The following is a 17405-nucleotide window of genomic DNA, read 5'->3' as shown; positions in this document are numbered from 1 at the left end:
CTCCATCGCGGCGCTCTTCCTCACCACCGAGGCCGTCATCGCCGAGAAGCCCGAGAAGAACCCTGCCGCTCCCGCCATGCCCGGCGGCGGCGACATGGACTTCTAGCCGCCGCCACCCCTCGGCCCGGAGGCTCCCGGTCGGCCTGACCTCGCGCTCTACTCACCGGAGGCGGCCGGCCGGCGGCCCCCGCGCAGCAGGAAGGCGGCGAGCACGCCACCTCCCACGACGGCCTGGACGACCACGGAGGTGGCCGGCGAAGCCGCCGGGTCGGTCAACGCCGCCAGGGTGGGGAGGCAGCCGAGCAGCGCGAGATCGACGCCGGTCAGCGCCCAGATCACCGGCCCGGTCGGCAGGGCGCCGGCCGGCGTCTCGATGACCGGCTGCGCATGGTCGACGGGCGGTCGGCCAGCCATCCGCAGGGCCGCCGCGGCCAGCGCGGGAGCCAGGGCCGGTCCCAGCGGCCACCACGGACCGCCGGGAAGGACACCGGCCACCGCCAGGCCGGCCAGCGCGAGGCTGGACCACACCCCTGCCGTAAGGGCGGGCAGCAGCGCACGCGCGGCCATCAGGGCTCGCCCGTCCACGGCCAGCAACCGGGCCAGAGCGGGATTGTCGCCGTCCCGGCGCGCGCCGGTGACGAACACCACGGCGGCTGTCAGCGCCCCGCCCAGCAGGAGGCCGATCGACAGCGCGGACAGGCCTCCCGCGGCCTGCGCCGCCAGAGCGGGCAGCGCGGCGGAGCCGGCCAGCGCCGCCAGCCGTCCCGGACGTCTCCTGGCCCGCCGCCACTCCTGCCAGGCCGGCGCCACCGCCCTTCCCCATCCGCCCAGGACGGCGAACCGGGGCCAGCGACGGGAGCCCGGCACCCGTCCGCGCCAGTGGTCGTCCTCCGCGGCCCAGGTCAGCGCGCCGGGATCCAGGATGACCGCGGCCGAGATCACCCGCCCGCTCCTGACCGAAGAGCTCAGGATCCGCCGAGCGGGGATGCGGTCGAGCGCCGCCCACGCCCGCCGCAGCAGCACGGCCGCCCCGGCGGCCACCAGGCCGGCCGCCGAAACGGCCAGGCCGGCGGGCGCGCCGGCGACGGCGGTGAGGGCCTGCCGGGCAACGCCACCGCCCAGGACGGCCACCAGCACGGCCATCAGCACGATGCCGGTGATCGCCACCTTCAGCCAGGAGTCCCACGCTCCGGAAGCCTGGGCGAGCACCGCCGCCGCCATGCCTCCCGCGCTCGCGCCGACGCCCAGCACGAGTGCCGCGACCAGGCGGAGGACGAGGTCGTCCGGTGCGCCGAACGCCGACAGCGCGGCCAGGCCGAGCACCGTGCCGCCCGCGACCGCGATCACCAGCAGGGCCGCCACCGCTCTGCCCAGCACCGAGCGGCGCGGCAGCGGAGACAGCACCAGCCAGGCGGCGTCGGCGGCGGGCAGCACGACGGGGCCCAGGAGACGGGCCAGGGCGAGACAACCCGCGTAGGCGACCATGACCAGCGCGAGCGCCGCGCCCAGCCGCGCGGGATCGACCCCGGTCGCCAGCCCGCGCACGGTCGCGACGAGGGGCCGGCCCAGCAGCGCCACGGCGAGGGCCGCCCCGAACACCATGGCGTACCGATCCGACCAGCTCATCGGCCGTCCCCGGCGGGAACGCAGATAGGCGCGCGCGGGATTCACGACGCGGCTTCCAGCGTGATCAGGCGAGCCCCGGTGGCCGTCGCGAGCCGCAGGTCATGCGTCGCCATGACCACCGTGCCCCCATCGCCGGCATAGCCCCTCAGGATCGCGGCGAGGCGTGCCCGGAACGCCGTGTCCAGCCCGCGCTCCGGCTCGTCCAGCAGCAACAGCCGGCTCGGCCGGAGCAGCGCCATCGCCAGTGACAGCCGTTGCCGCTGCCCGGTGGAGAGGGTCAGCGGGGACAGGTCGGCACGTCCTCGCAGCTCGAACGTGTCCAGCGCCTCCCCCACCGTCAGACGGGCGTCCCGGTGGACGGCGCGCATCAGCTCCAGATGCTCCTTGACGCTCAGCCCCGGATACCAGGCCGGCTCGTCGGCGACCAGCGCGACCCGCTCCCAGAATCCGGCGGCGTCGACCGGAGGCCCGCCGAGGACCTCGATCCGGCCGCGAAGCGGCGGGCGCAGACCGGCCAGGCAGCGCAGCAGCGTCGACTTGCCCACGCCGTTCTCCCCCACCACGGCGACGACCTCGCCCGCCGCGGCCACGAGGCCGACATCGCGCAGCACGGGGGTGTCCCCCAGCTCCACTTCGACGCCGTACGCAGCGATGATCATCTCTGACATGGCCCGAGCCTATGCGCCCCGCTCGTCACTCGCGGAGCTCGCGGTGCGGGGCGTGGAACTCGACCTAGGGGGAGCGTGACGACGGTTGGTCCGGCGTGGGCCGGCAGCGGCCGTTCGAATGCGGGCCGAGGAAGGCCCCAACCACGTCCACGACGGCCGACGGAGGTCAAACGGCCGTGAGGATAGGGTGAGGCGTGTGACGACGTTCCGGATCAGCGAAGCCGCCACACTGCTCGGAGTCAGCGCCGACACCGTCCGCCGCTGGGTCGACGCGGGCCGCCTGCCGGCCGAGCGAGACGAGCACGGCCACCGGCGGGTCGGCGGCGCCGACCTGGCCGCCTTCGCCCGATCCCAGATCGACGCGGCCGACAGCGGCCGCTCGTCGGCGCGCAACCGGTTCCGCGGGATCGTCACCGAGGTGATCAGGGACGAGGTGATGGCGCAGGTGGAGATCGCCGCCGGCCCCTTCCGGGTGGTGTCGCTGATGAGCCGTCAGGCGGCCGACGAGCTGCGCCTGGAGCCGGGAGTGGTGGCGGACGCCGTGATCAAGTCCACCAACGTCGTCGTGGAGATCCCCGACCACTCACGCGTGCCCAGCGGCCACTGAGCAGCCGTCTGAGGACTCTTAGTTAGTCAGGTTTCCTACCCCGAGAGCCGCTGATCGCGGTGGCGGCATGACGTCACGAGTTGGTTTCGGGGGCTTGACTGTAACTTTCGCCAGTACATGACCGGGATTTCGGCGCTATTCGGCGGCTCGTCGTGCCGGCGGGGGCCTGGTGTCGGCCGGGGGCGAGCGGTTGCGCGACCTCGTCGAGCGTGAGCTACGGGCACTCGACGTCGGGCGGCTGTGGGTGGTGCTGTCCGCCGTCCGGGGCAACCCGGTGCTGGTCGGCGCGATGGACCTGGCACTCGCCCGAGTCAGGGACGAGGTGTTCGGGCAGACCGCCCGCGACGGCGGTTCGGTCACCATGGCGGGCCGCTGACCATCGTCAGGGCAGCTGAATCGAGCTTCGGCGGGTGCGCGCCTTTACGTTGTAGATTCATTGGGTGGGGCCAGCAGGCCGGCGATCGCCTTCCGCAGGCGGGCCGAGCGTACGGCGGGGGTCCTGGCCGTCAGCAGCGGCAGGATCGTCTGGTAGCGGCCCGACCTGCCAAGCGCCTCGAAACGCGCGGCGGCCTCCGGGCGGCCCGCCAGCTCCTCGGCCAGATCGGGCGGGACAGTGGCCGTACGCTGGGAGGGGTAGGCGGCCGCCCAGCGGCCGTCGGCCTGGGCGGCGGCGACCTCCGCCAGGCCGGGCGGCCGCATGCGCCCGGCGGCGGTCAGCGCCTCGACGTGCCCGACGTTCACCTACGACCAGAGGCTGCCCTTGCGGCGACGGGAGTAGCGCTGCAGGAAGCAGTGCTGATCATGGGATTTGCGCTGGCCGTCGATCCAGCCGTAGCACAGCGCCACCTCCAGCGCCTGCCCGACCGTGACCGTGGAGAGCGCCGACCCCTTCTTGGCGATCTTCAGCCAGATCGCGTCCTCGGTCTCGTGATGCTCGGCCAGCCACGCCTCCCACTGGGCGGCGTCCGCGAAGAGTTTCATCGGCCCAGCATCTCCAGGTAGTGCGGGTTGTACATGATGCCCAGCACGTTGCCGAACGGGTCGATCACGGCGGCGGTGACGAACCCCGCGCCGCGCTCGGTGAGCGGCAGGTACGGCGTCGCCCCCATGGACGACAACCGGTCCAGTGCGGCCTGGACGTCGTCGACGTGCCAGTGCATGACCACGCCCCCGGGTTCCCTGGGCAGCTCCGGCGGGGCGTAGCTCCGGTCGATGAGGCCGAGCTCGGCCTGGTGGTCGCCGATCCGGAACTCGTAGTAGCCGGCCGGCAGGCCGTTGCCGGGGCGCTCGAAGTACGGCTCGACGCCCAGCAGGTCGGTGTACCACTTCCTGGCCGCCTCCAGGTCGTCGGCCCAGAAGTTGATGGTGGCCGGTCCTCGCAACATGTGTCGCTCCCTTCCTCACCCCGAACATTAGGAGCCATTGCGGAACGTTCGCTTCCGCGATACGCGGGAATCCGGCCGAATTCCGGACCGGGTGGGCCGGGCCTCGTCTCACTGCTGCCCCACGGCGGCCGGGCGACGATGGCGAGCAGCCCCCGCCTCACGGGCGCTCAGCGGCCGAACGTGCGCCGGTACGCGACGGGGGTGGTGCCCAGGGCGCGGTGGAACCTGCGCCGTAGGTTGACCGCGGAGGACAGGCCGACGCGGGCGGCGATCGTCTCGACCGGCAGATCGGTCTCCTCCAGCAGGGCCTGGGCCGCCGCGACGCGCCGCGCGAGCAGCCACCGTCCCGGGCTGACGCCGAGCTGGTCGGCGAACCTGCGGGCCAGCGTGCGCGCGGAGACCCCCGCGCGGGCGGCGAGCCGGTCGACGGTGAGGGGCTCGGGCAGCCGTTCGGCGGCCCAGTCGAGCAGGGGCCCCAGCGAGTCGGCCGGCCGGGCGGCCGGGGGCACGGCGGCGTACTGCGACTGGCCGCCCTCCCGGTGCGGCGGCATCACCATGTGCCGGGCGACCTGAGCGGCGTAGGCGGCTCCGTGGTCGGTGCGGACCAGGTGCAGGCACAGGTCGATGCCGGCGGCGGTGCCGGCGCTGGTGGCCACGTCGCCCAGATCGGCGTAGAGGCTGTCGGCGTCGACGTCGACGAGCGGGAAGCGGTTTTTCAGCTCGGCGGCCATCCGCCAGTGCGTGGTCGCCCGGCGGTGGTCGAGCAGCCCCGTCTGGGCCAGCAGGAAGGCGCCGGAGCAGATCGCGACCAGGCGGGCGCCGCGCCCGTGGGCCCGGAGCAGCGCGTCGAGGACGGCCGGCGGCGCGGGCTCGAGGGGCCGCTGCCAGCCCGGGATCACGACGGTGCCGGCGTGGGCCAGCGCCGCCAGCCCCGAGGTCACCGCCATGTCGTAGCCGGCCAGGGTGGGCACCGCGCCGGGGTGTTCGGCGCAGACCTGGAAGTCGTAGGGGGCCGGCAGCCCGGGACGGCGCACCCCGAAGACCTCGGCGGCGCACGCCAGCTCGAACGTGGACTGCGGCGGCAGCGCGAGCGCGACGACCCGGTGAGCTCTCATGGCAGGAAAGTACCTGAGGATGTCAATCCGGTCACTGTGCCCGAGGGTCTCCCCCGGCCACGATGGGAGTCATGGAACACGACGACATGCAGATCCTGAACGTCGACGACGTCGAGGCCGTCGAGATCGTCCCCGGAATCGTCCGGCGCCGGCTCCCCGCCACCGAGTGGTCCCGCGGCTGGATGTACGACTTCGCGCCGGGCACCGAATGGCCGGAGGTGGACGTGCACGACGGGGAGGAGCGCTACTACGTCGTCTCGGGAGAGTTCGTCGACAGGGGGCACCGGCTCGGGCCCGGCAGCTACGTGGTGTTCGCTCCGGGCAGCACGCACCGGCCGCGCACCGAGACGGGAGCGCGCATGCTCGGCATCAGCATCCCCGCGCGCTGAGCCGTTTCGCACCCTAGGAGGACGAGGGTTCCTTGTCGGCCACGTCCCCCAGGGGGATGCCACGGAAGCTGAGCAGCATGAGCAGGGCGCAGCCTCCGGTGAGGGCGATGTCGGCGACGTTGCCGACGAACAGGCCGCCGTAGTCGATGAAGTCGACGACATGGCCCTGGGCGAAGCCGGGCGGGCGGAAGAGGCGGTCGAGCAGGTAGGTGGTGGCGTTTACATTGTAGATTCTTAGGGCGGGAGGCCGATTCATCTCTCAGATCGAGGCGCGCCTGTCACCGGCTACCGGAGATCGGCCGGGCTACCGGCTCTCCTCCAGCCGGGCGCGGTCCACCTTGCCCGTCGGGTTGCGCGGCACGGCCGGCACGAACACGACATCCCTCGGCACCTTGTAGCCGGCCAGCTCGCCGCGGACGGCCCGCTTGAGCTCGTCCACCGAGGGCGTCGCGTCCGGCGACGACACCACGTAGGCCGCCAGGCGCTGGCCGTACTCGTCGTCGGGCACCCCGAGCACGGCCACGTCGGCGACCTGTGGATGCCGGGCGAGCAGGTCCTCGACCTCCTGTGGGAAGACGTTCTCTCCCCCGGAGACGATCATGTCGTCCTCGCGGCCGTCGATGAACAGCCGGCCGTGCTCGTCGCGGTGCCCGAGGTCGCCGGTGCTCAGCAGCCCGTCGAAGGACGGTTCGGCCTCGCCGCCCTCGCCGCCCGTGTAGCCGCCGAAGGTGACCCCGCCGCCCACGAACACCCTGCCGACCGTGCCCGCCGCGAGTTCCTCGCCGCCGGGGCCGGCGACGCGCACCGTGGTCCCGCGTGAGGGACGTCCCACCGTGCCCGGAGCCTCACGCAGATCGGCGGGGGTGGCGATGGTCGCCCAGCCGGCCTCGGTGGAGCCGTACAGGCTGTAGAGGACGTCGCCGTACGCGCGCGTGAACGCCTCGGCGAGGTCGGGCCGCAGCGCGGACCCGCCGGAGATCACCGCGCGCAGGTGCGGCAGCGGGCGCGGTTCGCAGGCCAGCAGGCGCCCCAGCATGACCGGCACGGCCACCATCGCGCCGGCCCGGTGCCGCTCCAGCGCGTCCAGCACGGCCTCGGGCTCGAACCGCCGCATGAGCACGACGGGACAGCCCAGCACCAACGCCACGCCGTACCAGAGCAGCCCGAGACCGTGGAACAGCGGCGGCGCCACCAGCATCGGCTCGCCGGAGCGGAGCGGCACCGTGGCGAGCATCGAGGTGAACGGCTCGGCCAGCGCGGTCAGGGACAACCGTCGCGGCGCGCCCTTGGGCGTGCCGGTCGTCCCGGAGGTGAGCAGCACCAGGCGGCCCGGCCGGCGCGGCGCCGGCGGCTCGTCCGCCCCGGCGGAGGCGATCAGCTCGTCCAGGTCGCCGGTCTGATGGCCGTCGAAGCCGGTGGGCGGCAGGCCGGGCGCCGCGATCAACGTGTGGACGCCCTCGCGCTCCAGCACGTCGCGCAGCGCGGGCCCGGCCAGGCCGGTGTTGAGCGGCAGCAGGTCCGCGCCCAGGCGGGAGACGGCCGCCATCGCCTCGACGAAGCCCCGGTGGTTGGGCCACATGACCGCGACCGTGTGACCGGGCCGCACGCCGAACCGATCGTGCAGCGCCGAGGCGAGCGCCGCGGCCCTGCGGTCGAGCTCGGCGAACGTCAACCGCCCTTCGTCGTCGAGGATGGCCGGGCGGTCCGGCCAGCGAGCGGCGGCGATGGCCACTCCGGCGGCCGGGGTGACGTCGTAGCGCCGGTAGGCGGCGATCATCCTGGCCAGCCTGTCGGGCGGCTCGGGACGCAGCAACCCGTTGCGCCAGAACGTCTCCACCGCCTCGGCGCCGAAGCCGCACAGTTCCACCAGTCTGCTGGTCATCACGGACGGGACCTTTCCTCCAGGGGACGGACCTTCAGGGTGCTACCCAGCGCCATGGGCCCTATGAGGCGCGACGCCCGTTCTCAACGCCCCTCCCGGTGGCCGTCCTGGTCTCCGCGCTGGTCTCCGTGCTGGTCGTGCTGGTCGTGCTGGTCTTCGTGCTGGTCCTGGCGCTCGATCCGGCGCTCGTCGCGGCGACCGGCCCGGCGCTGCCGGCTCCTGCGCCAGCGACGCAGCAAGGTGGTGAGGACGGGCACCCGGGGCGGCTGCGGCGGCTTGGCGACCTTGAACCTCCTGGCGCCCTCGTACACGGCCGCCGACGCCTCGGCCGGTTCCACCCCCGCGAACACCAGGACGTCGATGGCGACCATGTCCAGGGCCGCGACCGCGTCCCGGCCGCTGGCCTCGGCTTCGAGGCGTTCCGCGTCGAGCGCGGTGATGGCGTCCAGGGCCCGGTCGGCGGCGTGCTGCCGTTCGGCGCGGCTGCCGAGGCCCGCGGACAGGTCACGCAGGATGCCGGCGAGGCTGGCGATGCTCGGCGCCAGCGCGAGACGCTCGTCCTGGTCGGCGGCCAGCGCCGTGCGCGCGAGCATGAAGCAGCTCCCGCCGAGCATGTCGAGGTAGCCGGCGTTCTCCCGCTCCTGCACCAACGGCGCGGCCCGGACCCGCCAGGTCACGGTGTATTGCGTCACCATCGAGCTGACGTGCCGCGCCTTGCCCACCTCGGCGAGCCGGTCAATCAGGTCGCGCAGCTGGTTCATCGCCCGGTCGCCGGCCTCGGCCCCGTCGCCGCTCATCGCGCTGGAGGTGAGTTCGAGACCGTCGGCCATCTTCTCCAGCGCCTCGGCCTCCGCCCGCCGCAGCAGCGCGACAGGCTCGGGAGCGAACAGCAGCTGGCTGAAGACGAGCGCGACCCCGGCGCCGATCAGCGCGTCGATGAGGCGGCTCGACCCCATCATCGCCTCGGCCGAGGCGATGGTCAAAATCGCGCCGGCGGCGGCCTGGCCGACCACCAGCCGGCTCCCGCCGAGGGCACGGGCCGCGGCCGTCGCGAGGAAGATGGACAGGGCCAGGCTCACGTAGCCGCTCCCCAGACGCGCCAGCATCAGCTCGCCGGCCACGATGCCGAGCACCACTCCGGTGAGCAGGCGCACGGACTGCAGCCCGCGCTCCCCCGGCGCGGTGTTGAGCGCGACCACGGCGGCGATCGGCGCGAAGAACGGATCCTGGTGGTCACCGAGGCGGTTCGCGATCACCCACGCGAGCGTGGCGGCGGCGGTCTGCTGCAGCAACGACCACGCGTGCGCCACCAGACGGCGCCGGGCCTTGGCCAGGGCCTTCAGGAGCCGCTCCCACAGCTCGGCGGCGGAAGGGACGCGCGGGACTCGCATCCGGGGGCGCGGCGGTCAGACCTGGAGGTCGACGACGACCTTGACGTCGTCGGGATGCTTGTGCAGCCCGTCGGCGAAGTCGCGCATCGGGATCCGTCTGGTGATCATCCGCGTCAGCCAGCCGCGGTCGGCCTTGCTCAGGGCGTCGGCGGCCTGCTCGAAGTTGCGGCGGGAGGCGTTGACCGAGCCGAACACCACCGTGTTCTTCAGCACCATCTGCTTGTTGATCTCGTCGAGCCGGGCCTCGGCCGGGTGCGCCGCGGGCATGATGCCGAGCAGGCAGATCACCGCGTCGGGCGCGACCCGCTCGGCCAGCCCGAAGACGAGCGGCCCGTGGCCGGTGCACTCCATGACCACGTCGGGGACGACGTCGAGGTCGCCGAGCTCCCCCACGTGGAAGGCGGCGCCCAGGTCGGTGACCAGCCGCCGCCTGGGGCCCCGGTCGTGGAGGTCGAGGACGTGCACCTCCAGGCCGCGCTGGACGCCCATCAACGCGGCCAGCAGGCCGATCGGCCCGGCGCCGGTCACCAGGGCGACCTTGGGCCGCCACGTGGCGCGGCTGAAGATGCGCTCACTCTGCTCCCAGGCCTTGGCCAGCACGGACGCGGGCTCCAGCAGCACTCCGCAGTCGCCGAGCCCAGGGTCCAGCTTGATCGCGTACTGCGTGTCGACCACCCAGCGCTGCGAGCCGTAGCCGTCGAGTTCCTTGATGCCGCGCTCGGTGTAGAGGCCGTTGCGGCAGAAGTCCGGCTCGCCGTGCCCGCACGGTTCGCACGGGACGGGATCGGGACGCCGCACCATGCCGGCGACCAGGTCGCCGGGGGCGAACGGGGTGCCCGGCGGCGCCTGGATCACGGTCCCGAGCGACTCGTGGCCGATCACCAGCCGCTCCCGGCCCGGTGGCGGCCAGCCGTAGTCGTGGCCCTCGACGATGTCGGTGTCGGTGCCGCAGATGCCGAGGAGCCTGCCCTCCACCAGCAGGTCGTCAGGGCCCGGCGTCGGCTCGTCGAGGTCGCTGACCCGCACCTGGTCGGGCCGGCCCGGAATCACCGTGATCGCCTTCAACTCGCCGTCCTCCTGTCTCGGGCTGCCCGCCGTGGCGCGGGGCCGGTCTCCCGAGCGCATCTACCCACCGCGACACCCCCGATACGTATTGTGATAGTTCCTTACGAAGTCTTCGCTTTTCTCCATCTGCTGACCCTTGGAGCAACCTTGGCGGGACACGGCCGGGAAAGTCGCGGGCAGGACCCCGTCTCCGGTGGACCCTGTGAGCGAGGAAGGGCCGCCGACGGACAGGGATGGCGATGGGACAACAGGCAGGGACCGCCCCGCTCGACGAGGCCGCCGCGCGTCGCGCGGGCCCCGGCAGGGCGCTCGCGGCGGACGCCGGACGGATCGTCACGTGCGCTCTCGACATGGCCGAGCGCTTCCACCGCAAGGGCCGGCTGCTCACCTTCGGCGACGGGGCCGCGGCGGCCGACGCCGGGCATCTGGCCGTGGAGTTCACCCATCCGGTGATCGTGGGCAAGCGCGCGCTGCCCGCGATCTCGCTGGCCAACGACGCCGCGGCGGTGAGCGGCATCGCCGCCGCGAGCGGTTACGACTCCGTCTTCGCCACCCAGCTGCGCCTGCTGGGGCGTCCCGAGGACATCGCGGTCGGCTTCCTCACCGGCGACAGGTGCGGCAGCGTGCGCGCCGCGCTCGCCGCCGCCCGCGACCTGGGCATGCTGACGGTCGCCCTCACCGCGAGCACTCCCGCCGCGAGCATCCCCGGCGCGAACCCTCTCACCGCCGGCACCCCCACCGCGAGCATCCTCACCGCCGGCCCCCTCACCGCAGGTGTCCCGTCCGGCGGCGCCGAGGAGACGGCGCCGGGCGGCTCGGACGACGACGGCGTGGGCGGCCTGGAGATCGATCACGTGCTGCCCGCGCGGACCGGCGACCCACGGGTCGCGCGGGAGATCCACGTCACGATCTACCACGTCCTCTGGGAGCTGGTGCACGTGTTCTACGAGGATCCGGTGTTCTCCCTGACGCCGGCCGCCTGCCATGACGACGGCGGCTGCGTCACGTGCGCCGACACGGCGGTCCCGGTGCGGGTCACCGAGGTGCGTGACGGCGGGCTGGCCGTGGTCGACACCGGCTCCGGCACCGAGGAGATCAGCGTCGCGCTGGTCGAGGCGCGGGTCGGCGACGTGGTGCTGGTGCACGCCAAGGAGGCCATCGCGGTGCTCGGAGGTGACGGCGCGTGACCGGGACGCTCTACCCGTTCCTCGGCGCCGGCCAGGTCACCGTCGAGGACGTGACCCGCTCCAGCGTGGAGAAGGCCGGCGAGAGCCTGGCGCTGCGGCTGCGGGTGCTCGAAGGGCTCGGCCCGGCGCTCGCGGCGTGCGCGGACGTGCTCGCCGCGGCCTTCCGGGCCGGGGGCAGGCTCTACACCTTCGGCAACGGCGGCAGCAGCACCGACGCGCAGTCCGTGGCCCAGCTGTTCCTGACGCCCGGCGCCGGCGGCCGGAGCCTGCCGGCGATGTCGCTGACCGGCGACGCCGCGCTGCTGACCGCGCTCGGCAACGACGTCGACTTCGACGTGATCTTCGCCCGCCAGCTGGCCGCCCTCGGCCGTCCCGGCGACGTCGCGCTGGGGCTGTCGACCAGCGGCGGGTCGGCGAACGTGCTGCGCGGCCTGGAGGAGGCGCGCCGCCGCGACCTGGTGACCGTCGGCTTCGCCGGGTCGGGTGGCGGGCGGATGGCCGAGGAGGGCCTCGCCGACCACCTGTTCGTCATCCCCTCCTCGTCGGTGCACCGCGTCCAGGAGGCCCAGACCACCGCCTGCCACGTGCTGTGGGAGCTGGTCCAGCGCTCACCGGCCGGGGCGTGACCGGCCGGGTCCGCTCGCGCATCCGGGTCGAGGGCATCGTGCAGGGCGTCGGCTTCCGGCCGTTCGTGCACGCGCTGGCCTCCCGGTACGGCCTGGCGGGCCTGGTCGGCAACGACGCCACCGGGGTGTTCATCGAGGCGGAGGGCCCGCCGGCCGCGGTGACCGCGCTGGTCGAGGCGGTGCGCGAGCGGGCTCCCGCGCTGGCCGTGGTGGAACGCGTCAGCGTGAGCGAGGTCGCGCCGACCGGAGCCCGGGGCTTCGAGATCGCGCCCAGCGTGGCCGGCGGGACCCGGCGGACGCTGGTCCCCGCGGACGTGGCGACCTGCGACGACTGCCTGGCCGAGCTGTTCGACCCGGCCGATCGCCGCTACCGGTATCCGTTCGTCAACTGCACGAACTGCGGGCCGCGGTTCACGATCATCACCGGGATGCCGTACGACAGGGGCTCGACCACCATGGCGGGCTTCCCCCTGTGCCCGGAGTGCGCGGCGGAGTACCGGGACCCCGGCGACCGGCGCTTCCACGCCCAGCCGGTGTGCTGTCCCGCCTGCGGCCCAGCCCTCACGCTGCGCACAGCGGACGGGGCTCGGCTGCCCGGTGATCCCGTCGCGGTGGCGACGGCCTGGCTCGCGGGCGGCGCGGTCGTGGCGGTCAAGGGGCTCGGCGGCTACCACCTGGCCGCCGACGCCGCCGACGAGACGGCCGTCGCGACGCTGCGGGCCCGCAAGCGCCGCGCGGACAAGGCGTTCGCGGTGATGGCTGCGGATCTGGCCGCCGCGCGCGAGCTGTGCGAGGTGGACGACGCCTCGGCGGCGCTGCTGACCGGTCCGCGCCGGCCCATCGTGCTGCTGCCCCGCCGGGCGGGCGCGCCGGTCGCGCCCTCGGTCGTGCCCGACGGCCCCGACCTGGGCGTGCTGCTGCCCTACACGCCGCTGCACCACCTGCTCGCCCGGGAGTCCGCCCGGCCGTACGTGCTGACCAGCGGCAACCTGTCCGACGAGCCGATCGCGCACGACGACGAGGACGCGCGGCGGCGGCTGGGCGCGATCGCCGACGCCTTCCTGTGCCACGACCGGCCGATCCACACGCCCGCCGACGACTCAGTGGTGCGGGCCTTCCGGGGAGCGGCGCTGCCGATCCGCCGGGCCCGCGGGCACGCCCCCGAACCGCTCACGCTGCCCCTCGCCGCCGCGCGCCCGGTGCTGGCCTGCGGAGCCGCGCTCAAGAGCACGTTCTGCCTGGTCAGGGGCCGGCACGCGTTCGTGTCGCAGCATCTCGGCGATCTGGAGAGCCACGAGACGCTGCGCGCGTACACGACCGGGATCGAGCGCCTCCGGCGGCTGCTCGGCGTCGAGCCGGAGGTCGTCGCCCACGACGCGCACCCTGACTACCCGTCCACGACGTACGCGCTCGGCCTCGACGGGGTGGAGCTCGTCGAGGTCCAGCACCACCATGCCCACATCGCCTCCTGCCTGGCCGACAACGGCGAGGCGGGGCCGGTCATCGGCGTCGCGTTCGACGGCACGGGCCACGGCTCCGACGGCACCGTCTGGGGCGGCGAGCTGCTGGTGGCGTCCCTCACCGGCTTCCGCAGGGCGGGGCACCTGGAGCCGGTGCCGATGCCGGGCGGTGTCACGGCCATCCGGCAGCCGTGGCGGATGGCGGCCGCCTTCCTGCACGCGGCGGCCGAGCCGGCCGACGGGCTGGACGTGGCCCGCCGCAACGCGGCCCGCTGGCCGGCGGTGGCCGCGCTCGCCGCTCTCGGCGGTCGCGGCGTGCCCGTCACCTCCAGCGCCGGCCGGCTGTTCGACGCGGTGGCGGCGCTGCTCGGCCTGCGCGACGCCGTGACGTACGAAGGGCAGGCCGCGATGGCCCTGGAACACCTCGTGGACCCCGCCGTCCGGGACGGCTATCCCGTGACCGTGACCTCACCGCTGGTCGGCGGACGTCCCGTTGCCACGACCTCGCCCGTGATCGGCGGACCTCCCGCCGCCGTGACCTCACCGCTGGTCGGCGGACGTCCGGGGGACGCGACCTCAACCGTGGGGATGCGCGATGATCCTGCGGTCGTGGTGATCAGGAGCACCGACCTGGTCCGGGCCGTCGTCCATGACCTTCGGCGCGGCGTGCCCTCCGGGGTGATCGCGGCCAGGTTCCACCACGGCCTGGCCGAGGCGGTGGTGCGCGCGGTCCTGCTGGTCGCCGGGTCCACCGGACTCGACACGGTCGCCCTGTCGGGCGGCGTGTTCGGCAACCTGGTCCTGCTCGGCGGCGTGACCGACGGCCTGCGCGGCCACGGTCTCCGGGTGCTGACCCACCGCACGGTGCCCTGCAACGACGGCGGCGTCAGCCTCGGCCAGGCGGCGGTGGCCGCCGCCCGAACCTGACCGGCGACCACCCTCAGCAGATGCGTGGGAGGGGGTCGCCGACGAGGACGTCGACGATGCGGGTGCCGCCGAAGGCGGTGCGGAGCAGGACGAGGCCGGGCGGGTCGTCCTTGACGGCGCCGATGACGGCGGCGCCGGCGCCGAGCGGATGGGCGCGCAGCGCGTCGAGCGCGCGGCCGGCGTGCGCGCCGTCGACGACGGCGACGAAGCGCCCCTCGCAGGCGACGTAGAGCGGGTCGATGCCGAGCAACTCGCACACGCCCGTCACCTCGGCCCGCACCGGGATGGCGTCCTCGTCGACGACCACGGCCACGTCGGAGGCGGTGGCGACCTCGTTGAGGATGGTGGCGATCCCGCCCCGGGTGGCGTCGCGCAGCGTCCGGACCTGCCCGGGCACGCCGTCCAGCAGGCCGGAGACGAGTTCGTGCAGGGGCGCGGTGTCGGACCGGAGCGTGGCCTCGATGCCGTAGTCGCCGCGGGCCAGCATGATGGCGGCGCCGTGCTCGCCGATGGGCCCGGAGACGATGACCGCGTCGCCGGGCCGGGCGCCGGAGGCGGACAGGCTGACGGGCCGTTCGATGACGCCGACGCCGGTGGTGGTGACGTAGCAGCCGTCGGCCTTGCCGCGTTCGACCACCTTGGTGTCGCCGGTGACGATCGACACGCCGGCGGCGCGGGCCGCGGCGGCCATGGAGGCGGCGATCCGGCGCAGGTCGGCGACCGGAAAGCCCTCTTCCAGGATGAATCCGGCGGCCAGGTACTCGGGGCGGGCCCCGCACATGGCGAGGTCGTTGACGGTGCCGTTGACGGCCAGGTCGCCGATGTCGCCGCCGGGGAAGAACAGCGGGGAGACCACGAAGGAGTCGGTGGTGAAGGCCGCCCGCGCGCCGTCGAGCCGCAGGGTCGCCCCGTCCTCCAGGGGGGCGAGCAGCGCGTTGCCGAACTCCTTGAGGAAGACGGCCTCGATCAGCGTGTGGGTCGCCCGGCCGCCCGCGCCGTGGGCGAGCGTGATCCGCTCCTCCCTGACGACCGCCTTGCGCCGCCTGGCGCGGGCGATGCGGTCGAGGACCTGCCGCTCGCGGTCGGGGTGGGGCGTGCCGGGCACGGCGTGCCCGAGGTCAGGAGTCTCGGACGCCGTCCGTTCGGTGGTCACGCGCGGGTCGCCTCTCTCACGCGGTCGCGGCTGAAGCGGCCGAAGTTGTAGTACGCGGCGCAGGCGCCCTCCGAGGAGACCATGCAGGTGCCGATCGGCGTCTCCGGGGTGCAGGCCGTGCCGAACACCTTGCACTCCCAGGGTCTGAGCACGCCCTTGAGGACCTCGCCGCACTGGCATGCCTTGGGATCGGCGACGCGTACGCCGGGCAGTTCGAAGATCCGCTCGGCGTCGAAGGCGGCGTACTCGTCGGCCAGCATGAGCGCGGACTGGGAGATGAAGCCGAGGCCGCGCCACTCGAAGTGCGGCCGGAGCCGCATCACCCTGCGGATGGCCTCCATCGCGGTGCGGTTGCCCTGCCACGGCACCACCCGGGCGTACTGGTTGGCCACCTCGGCCCGTCCCGAGGCCAGCAGGCCGAGGAGCATGTGCACCGACTGGAGGATGTCCAGCGGCTCGAACCCGGCGACGACGAGCGGCTTGCCGTAGTCGCGGGCGATGAACTCGTACGGTTCGCAGCCGATGACGGCCGACACGTGGCCGGGGCCGATGAAGCCGTCGAGCCGGAGGTCGGGTGAGTCGAGGATGGCCTTGATGGCCGGAATTATCATGACGTGGTTGCAGAAGACGGAGAAGTTGCGGATGCCGTCCGCCGCCGCCCGCAGGATGGTCATCGCCGTGGACGGCGCCGTGGTCTCGAACCCGATGGCCATGAACACCACGCGCCGGTCGGGGTTCGCCTGGGCGATCCGGAGCGCGTCGAGCGGCGAGTAGACCATCCGGATGTCGGCGCCGGCCGCCTTGGCGTCGAGGAACGAACCCTGGCCGCCCGGCACCCGCGTCATGTCGCCGAACGACGTCATGATCACGTCCGGCTGCGCGGCGATGTGGATCGCGTCGTCCACCCTGCCCATCGGGATCACGCACACGGGGCAGCCGGGGCCGTGGACCAGCACCACGTTCTCCGGGAGGTGGTCCTCCAGGCCGTGCTTGTAGATCGTGTGGGTGTGCCCTCCGCACACCTCCATGAACGTGTAGCGCCGCCCCGGCTCGCAGCGGCCCGCGATCTCCGCCGCCAGGACCCGGGCCTTCCCGGCGTCGCGGTACTCATCGACGAACCGCACGCGTCCCCCTCATCGTGATGCCGCTCATCGTGATGCCGCTCATCGTGATGCCGCTCATCGTGATGCCGCTCATCGGATGTCCGACTGCCTGAGCGCGTCGAGTTCGTCGTCGTAGGCCTGGCCGAGCCCCTCCAGGTAGTCGAGGACGGCCTGCGCCTCCGACTCCGAGATCTTGGACAGCGCGAACCCGACGTGCACGAGCACCCAGTCGCCGGCCTTCAGGTCCTCGTCGGCGAGCAGGCCGACGTTGATGCGGCGGCGCACGCCGCTGACGTCCACCAGGGCGAGGTCGGCGTGCTCCTCGTCGGTCCCGACGAGCTCACCCGGGATGCCCAGGCACATGCCCCCGCTCCTCCCGGTAGCTGACGGATTCGAGGACCAACTCGTCGCCGCCCGTGAGGTCGACGTCGTCGCCGCCGCAGACCGGGCAGACGGCGAGCACGTCCAGTGACTCCGTCCGGCCGCCGCAGTCGCGGCAGATGACGGTCAGCGGCGTGACGACCAGGTCGAGCACGGCGTTCTCGGCCGGTGTGCCCTCGGCTGCGTGCGCGAAGGCCTGCTCGAACGCCTCCCCCACGACCGCGTGGCGGGTGCCGACGCGCACCCGCGCGCCGGTGATCCCCCGGTCACCGGCCTCTCGCCGGATCAGGTCGACCAGTCCTTCGCACATCCCGTGCTCATGCATGCGGCGCTACATCCATTTCATCATCAGATACCGCTTGATATCCGGCCATTGCAGGGCGATGACCGTTATGACCCCGCAGGCCCCGATCAACGCGGCTACACGCGTCTTACTCATG

General features: G+C 73.7%; 21 protein-coding genes. 6 read left to right on the top strand and 15 right to left on the bottom strand.

All coding sequences use genetic code 11. The features are described from left to right. Positions 1-156: 156 nt before the first annotated feature. Positions 157-1626 (bottom strand): DUF6297 family protein, encoded by a 1470-nt coding sequence (locus IEY82_RS30145; RefSeq protein WP_189127635.1) that lies wholly within the window; start codon positions 1624-1626, stop codon positions 157-159. Positions 1627-1667: 41 nt separating this feature from the next. Beyond that, on the bottom strand, positions 1668-2294 hold the full coding sequence (gene ccmA, locus IEY82_RS30140; protein ID WP_189127634.1) for a heme ABC exporter ATP-binding protein CcmA: 627 nt from the start codon (positions 2292-2294) through the stop codon (positions 1668-1670). A 196-nt stretch (positions 2295-2490) separates the two neighbouring features. On the opposite strand from ccmA, the gene IEY82_RS30135 reads away from it, so the two are divergent. Continuing rightward, positions 2491-2901 (top strand): TOBE domain-containing protein, encoded by a 411-nt coding sequence (locus IEY82_RS30135; RefSeq protein WP_189127633.1) that lies wholly within the window; start codon positions 2491-2493, stop codon positions 2899-2901. Between the two features lie 169 nt (positions 2902-3070). Continuing rightward, positions 3071-3277: a hypothetical protein gene (locus IEY82_RS30130; protein ID WP_189127632.1), complete on the top strand. Its 207-nt coding sequence runs from the start codon at positions 3071-3073 to the stop codon at positions 3275-3277. A gap of 44 nt (positions 3278-3321) precedes the next feature. Here IEY82_RS30130 and IEY82_RS39510 read toward each other — a convergent pair whose 3' ends face one another. The 4 genes from IEY82_RS39510 to IEY82_RS30115 all read right to left on the bottom strand — a co-directional run bounded on the left by IEY82_RS39510 (position 3322) and on the right by IEY82_RS30115 (position 5401). Continuing rightward, on the bottom strand, positions 3322-3642 hold the full coding sequence (locus tag IEY82_RS39510; protein ID WP_225263689.1) for a YdeI/OmpD-associated family protein: 321 nt from the start codon (positions 3640-3642) through the stop codon (positions 3322-3324). Then, complete coding sequence (locus tag IEY82_RS39505) at positions 3643-3882, bottom strand: YdeI/OmpD-associated family protein (protein ID WP_225263687.1); 240 nt, start codon at positions 3880-3882, stop codon at positions 3643-3645. Beyond that, positions 3879-4286 carry a VOC family protein gene (locus tag IEY82_RS30120; protein ID WP_189127631.1) on the bottom strand — a complete coding sequence of 136 codons (408 nt, stop codon included), beginning with the start codon at positions 4284-4286 and terminating at the stop codon, positions 3879-3881. Before IEY82_RS30120 ends, IEY82_RS39505 begins: the two co-directional genes overlap by 4 nt. A gap of 167 nt (positions 4287-4453) precedes the next feature. Next, the gene (locus tag IEY82_RS30115; RefSeq protein ID WP_189127630.1) at positions 4454-5401 is read right to left on the bottom strand and encodes a helix-turn-helix domain-containing protein; all 948 of its coding nucleotides are present in this window, start codon (positions 5399-5401) and stop codon (positions 4454-4456) included. A gap of 71 nt (positions 5402-5472) precedes the next feature. Between IEY82_RS30115 and IEY82_RS30110 the strand changes: the two genes are divergently transcribed. Beyond that, positions 5473-5790: a cupin domain-containing protein gene (locus IEY82_RS30110; protein WP_225263686.1), complete on the top strand. Its 318-nt coding sequence runs from the start codon at positions 5473-5475 to the stop codon at positions 5788-5790. Between the two features lie 13 nt (positions 5791-5803). On the opposite strand, the gene IEY82_RS30105 is transcribed toward IEY82_RS30110, so the two are convergent. The 4 genes from IEY82_RS30105 to IEY82_RS30090 form a co-directional block, all read right to left on the bottom strand. After that, entirely contained in the window at positions 5804-6046 is a 243-nt protein-coding gene (locus tag IEY82_RS30105; RefSeq protein WP_189127628.1) for a signal peptidase II, read from the bottom strand. 48 nt (positions 6047-6094) lie between these two features. After that, positions 6095-7672 carry an AMP-binding protein gene (locus IEY82_RS30100; protein WP_189127651.1) on the bottom strand — a complete coding sequence of 526 codons (1578 nt, stop codon included), beginning with the start codon at positions 7670-7672 and terminating at the stop codon, positions 6095-6097. An 83-nt stretch (positions 7673-7755) separates the two neighbouring features. Then, on the bottom strand, positions 7756-9063 hold the full coding sequence (locus tag IEY82_RS30095) for an FUSC family protein (RefSeq protein WP_189127627.1): 1308 nt from the start codon (positions 9061-9063) through the stop codon (positions 7756-7758). Positions 9064-9078: 15 nt separating this feature from the next. Beyond that, positions 9079-10188, bottom strand: a complete 1110-nt coding sequence (locus IEY82_RS30090; RefSeq protein WP_225263685.1) for a glucose 1-dehydrogenase — start codon at positions 10186-10188, stop codon at positions 9079-9081. Positions 10189-10367: 179 nt separating this feature from the next. On the opposite strand from IEY82_RS30090, the gene IEY82_RS30085 reads away from it, so the two are divergent. From IEY82_RS30085 to hypF, 3 genes are read left to right on the top strand one after another with little or no spacing between them, the layout of a single operon-like run. After that, a complete protein-coding gene (locus tag IEY82_RS30085; RefSeq protein WP_189127626.1) occupies positions 10368-11315 on the top strand; it encodes a HypC/HybG/HupF family hydrogenase formation chaperone in 948 nt (315 codons plus the stop codon). Beyond that, a complete protein-coding gene (locus IEY82_RS30080) occupies positions 11312-11941 on the top strand; it encodes a D-sedoheptulose-7-phosphate isomerase (protein ID WP_189127625.1) in 630 nt (209 codons plus the stop codon). The genes IEY82_RS30085 and IEY82_RS30080 overlap by 4 nt, the downstream gene beginning before the upstream one ends. Beyond that, positions 11905-14328: a carbamoyltransferase HypF gene (hypF, locus tag IEY82_RS30075; RefSeq protein WP_225263683.1), complete on the top strand. Its 2424-nt coding sequence runs from the start codon at positions 11905-11907 to the stop codon at positions 14326-14328. Before IEY82_RS30080 ends, hypF begins: the two co-directional genes overlap by 37 nt. Positions 14329-14341: 13 nt before the next feature. Here the strand turns inward: hypF and hypE are convergent, their stop codons facing one another. From hypE to IEY82_RS40430, 5 genes are all read right to left on the bottom strand, one after another. Continuing rightward, on the bottom strand, positions 14342-15481 hold the full coding sequence (hypE, locus tag IEY82_RS30070) for a hydrogenase expression/formation protein HypE (RefSeq protein WP_225263681.1): 1140 nt from the start codon (positions 15479-15481) through the stop codon (positions 14342-14344). Further along, positions 15478-16605 carry a hydrogenase formation protein HypD gene (hypD, locus tag IEY82_RS30065; protein ID WP_189127624.1) on the bottom strand — a complete coding sequence of 376 codons (1128 nt, stop codon included), beginning with the start codon at positions 16603-16605 and terminating at the stop codon, positions 15478-15480. The genes hypE and hypD overlap by 4 nt, the downstream gene beginning before the upstream one ends. A gap of 69 nt (positions 16606-16674) precedes the next feature. After that, the gene (locus IEY82_RS30060) at positions 16675-16947 is read right to left on the bottom strand and encodes a HypC/HybG/HupF family hydrogenase formation chaperone (protein WP_189127623.1); all 273 of its coding nucleotides are present in this window, start codon (positions 16945-16947) and stop codon (positions 16675-16677) included. Next, positions 16925-17290 (bottom strand): hydrogenase maturation nickel metallochaperone HypA/HybF, encoded by a 366-nt coding sequence (locus IEY82_RS30055; protein ID WP_189127622.1) that lies wholly within the window; start codon positions 17288-17290, stop codon positions 16925-16927. Before IEY82_RS30055 ends, IEY82_RS30060 begins: the two co-directional genes overlap by 23 nt. Positions 17291-17296: 6 nt before the next feature. Next, positions 17297-17404, bottom strand: coding sequence for a DUF6893 family small protein (locus tag IEY82_RS40430; protein WP_372459746.1), 108 nt, complete (start codon positions 17402-17404; stop codon positions 17297-17299). Position 17405 lies beyond the last annotated feature (1 nt).

It is taken from the genome of Nonomuraea cavernae, from assembly GCF_014646355.1.
Taxonomy (GTDB): Bacteria; Actinomycetota; Actinomycetes; order Streptosporangiales; family Streptosporangiaceae; genus Nonomuraea; species Nonomuraea cavernae.
This window is presented reverse-complemented; position numbering and strand designations above follow the sequence as displayed.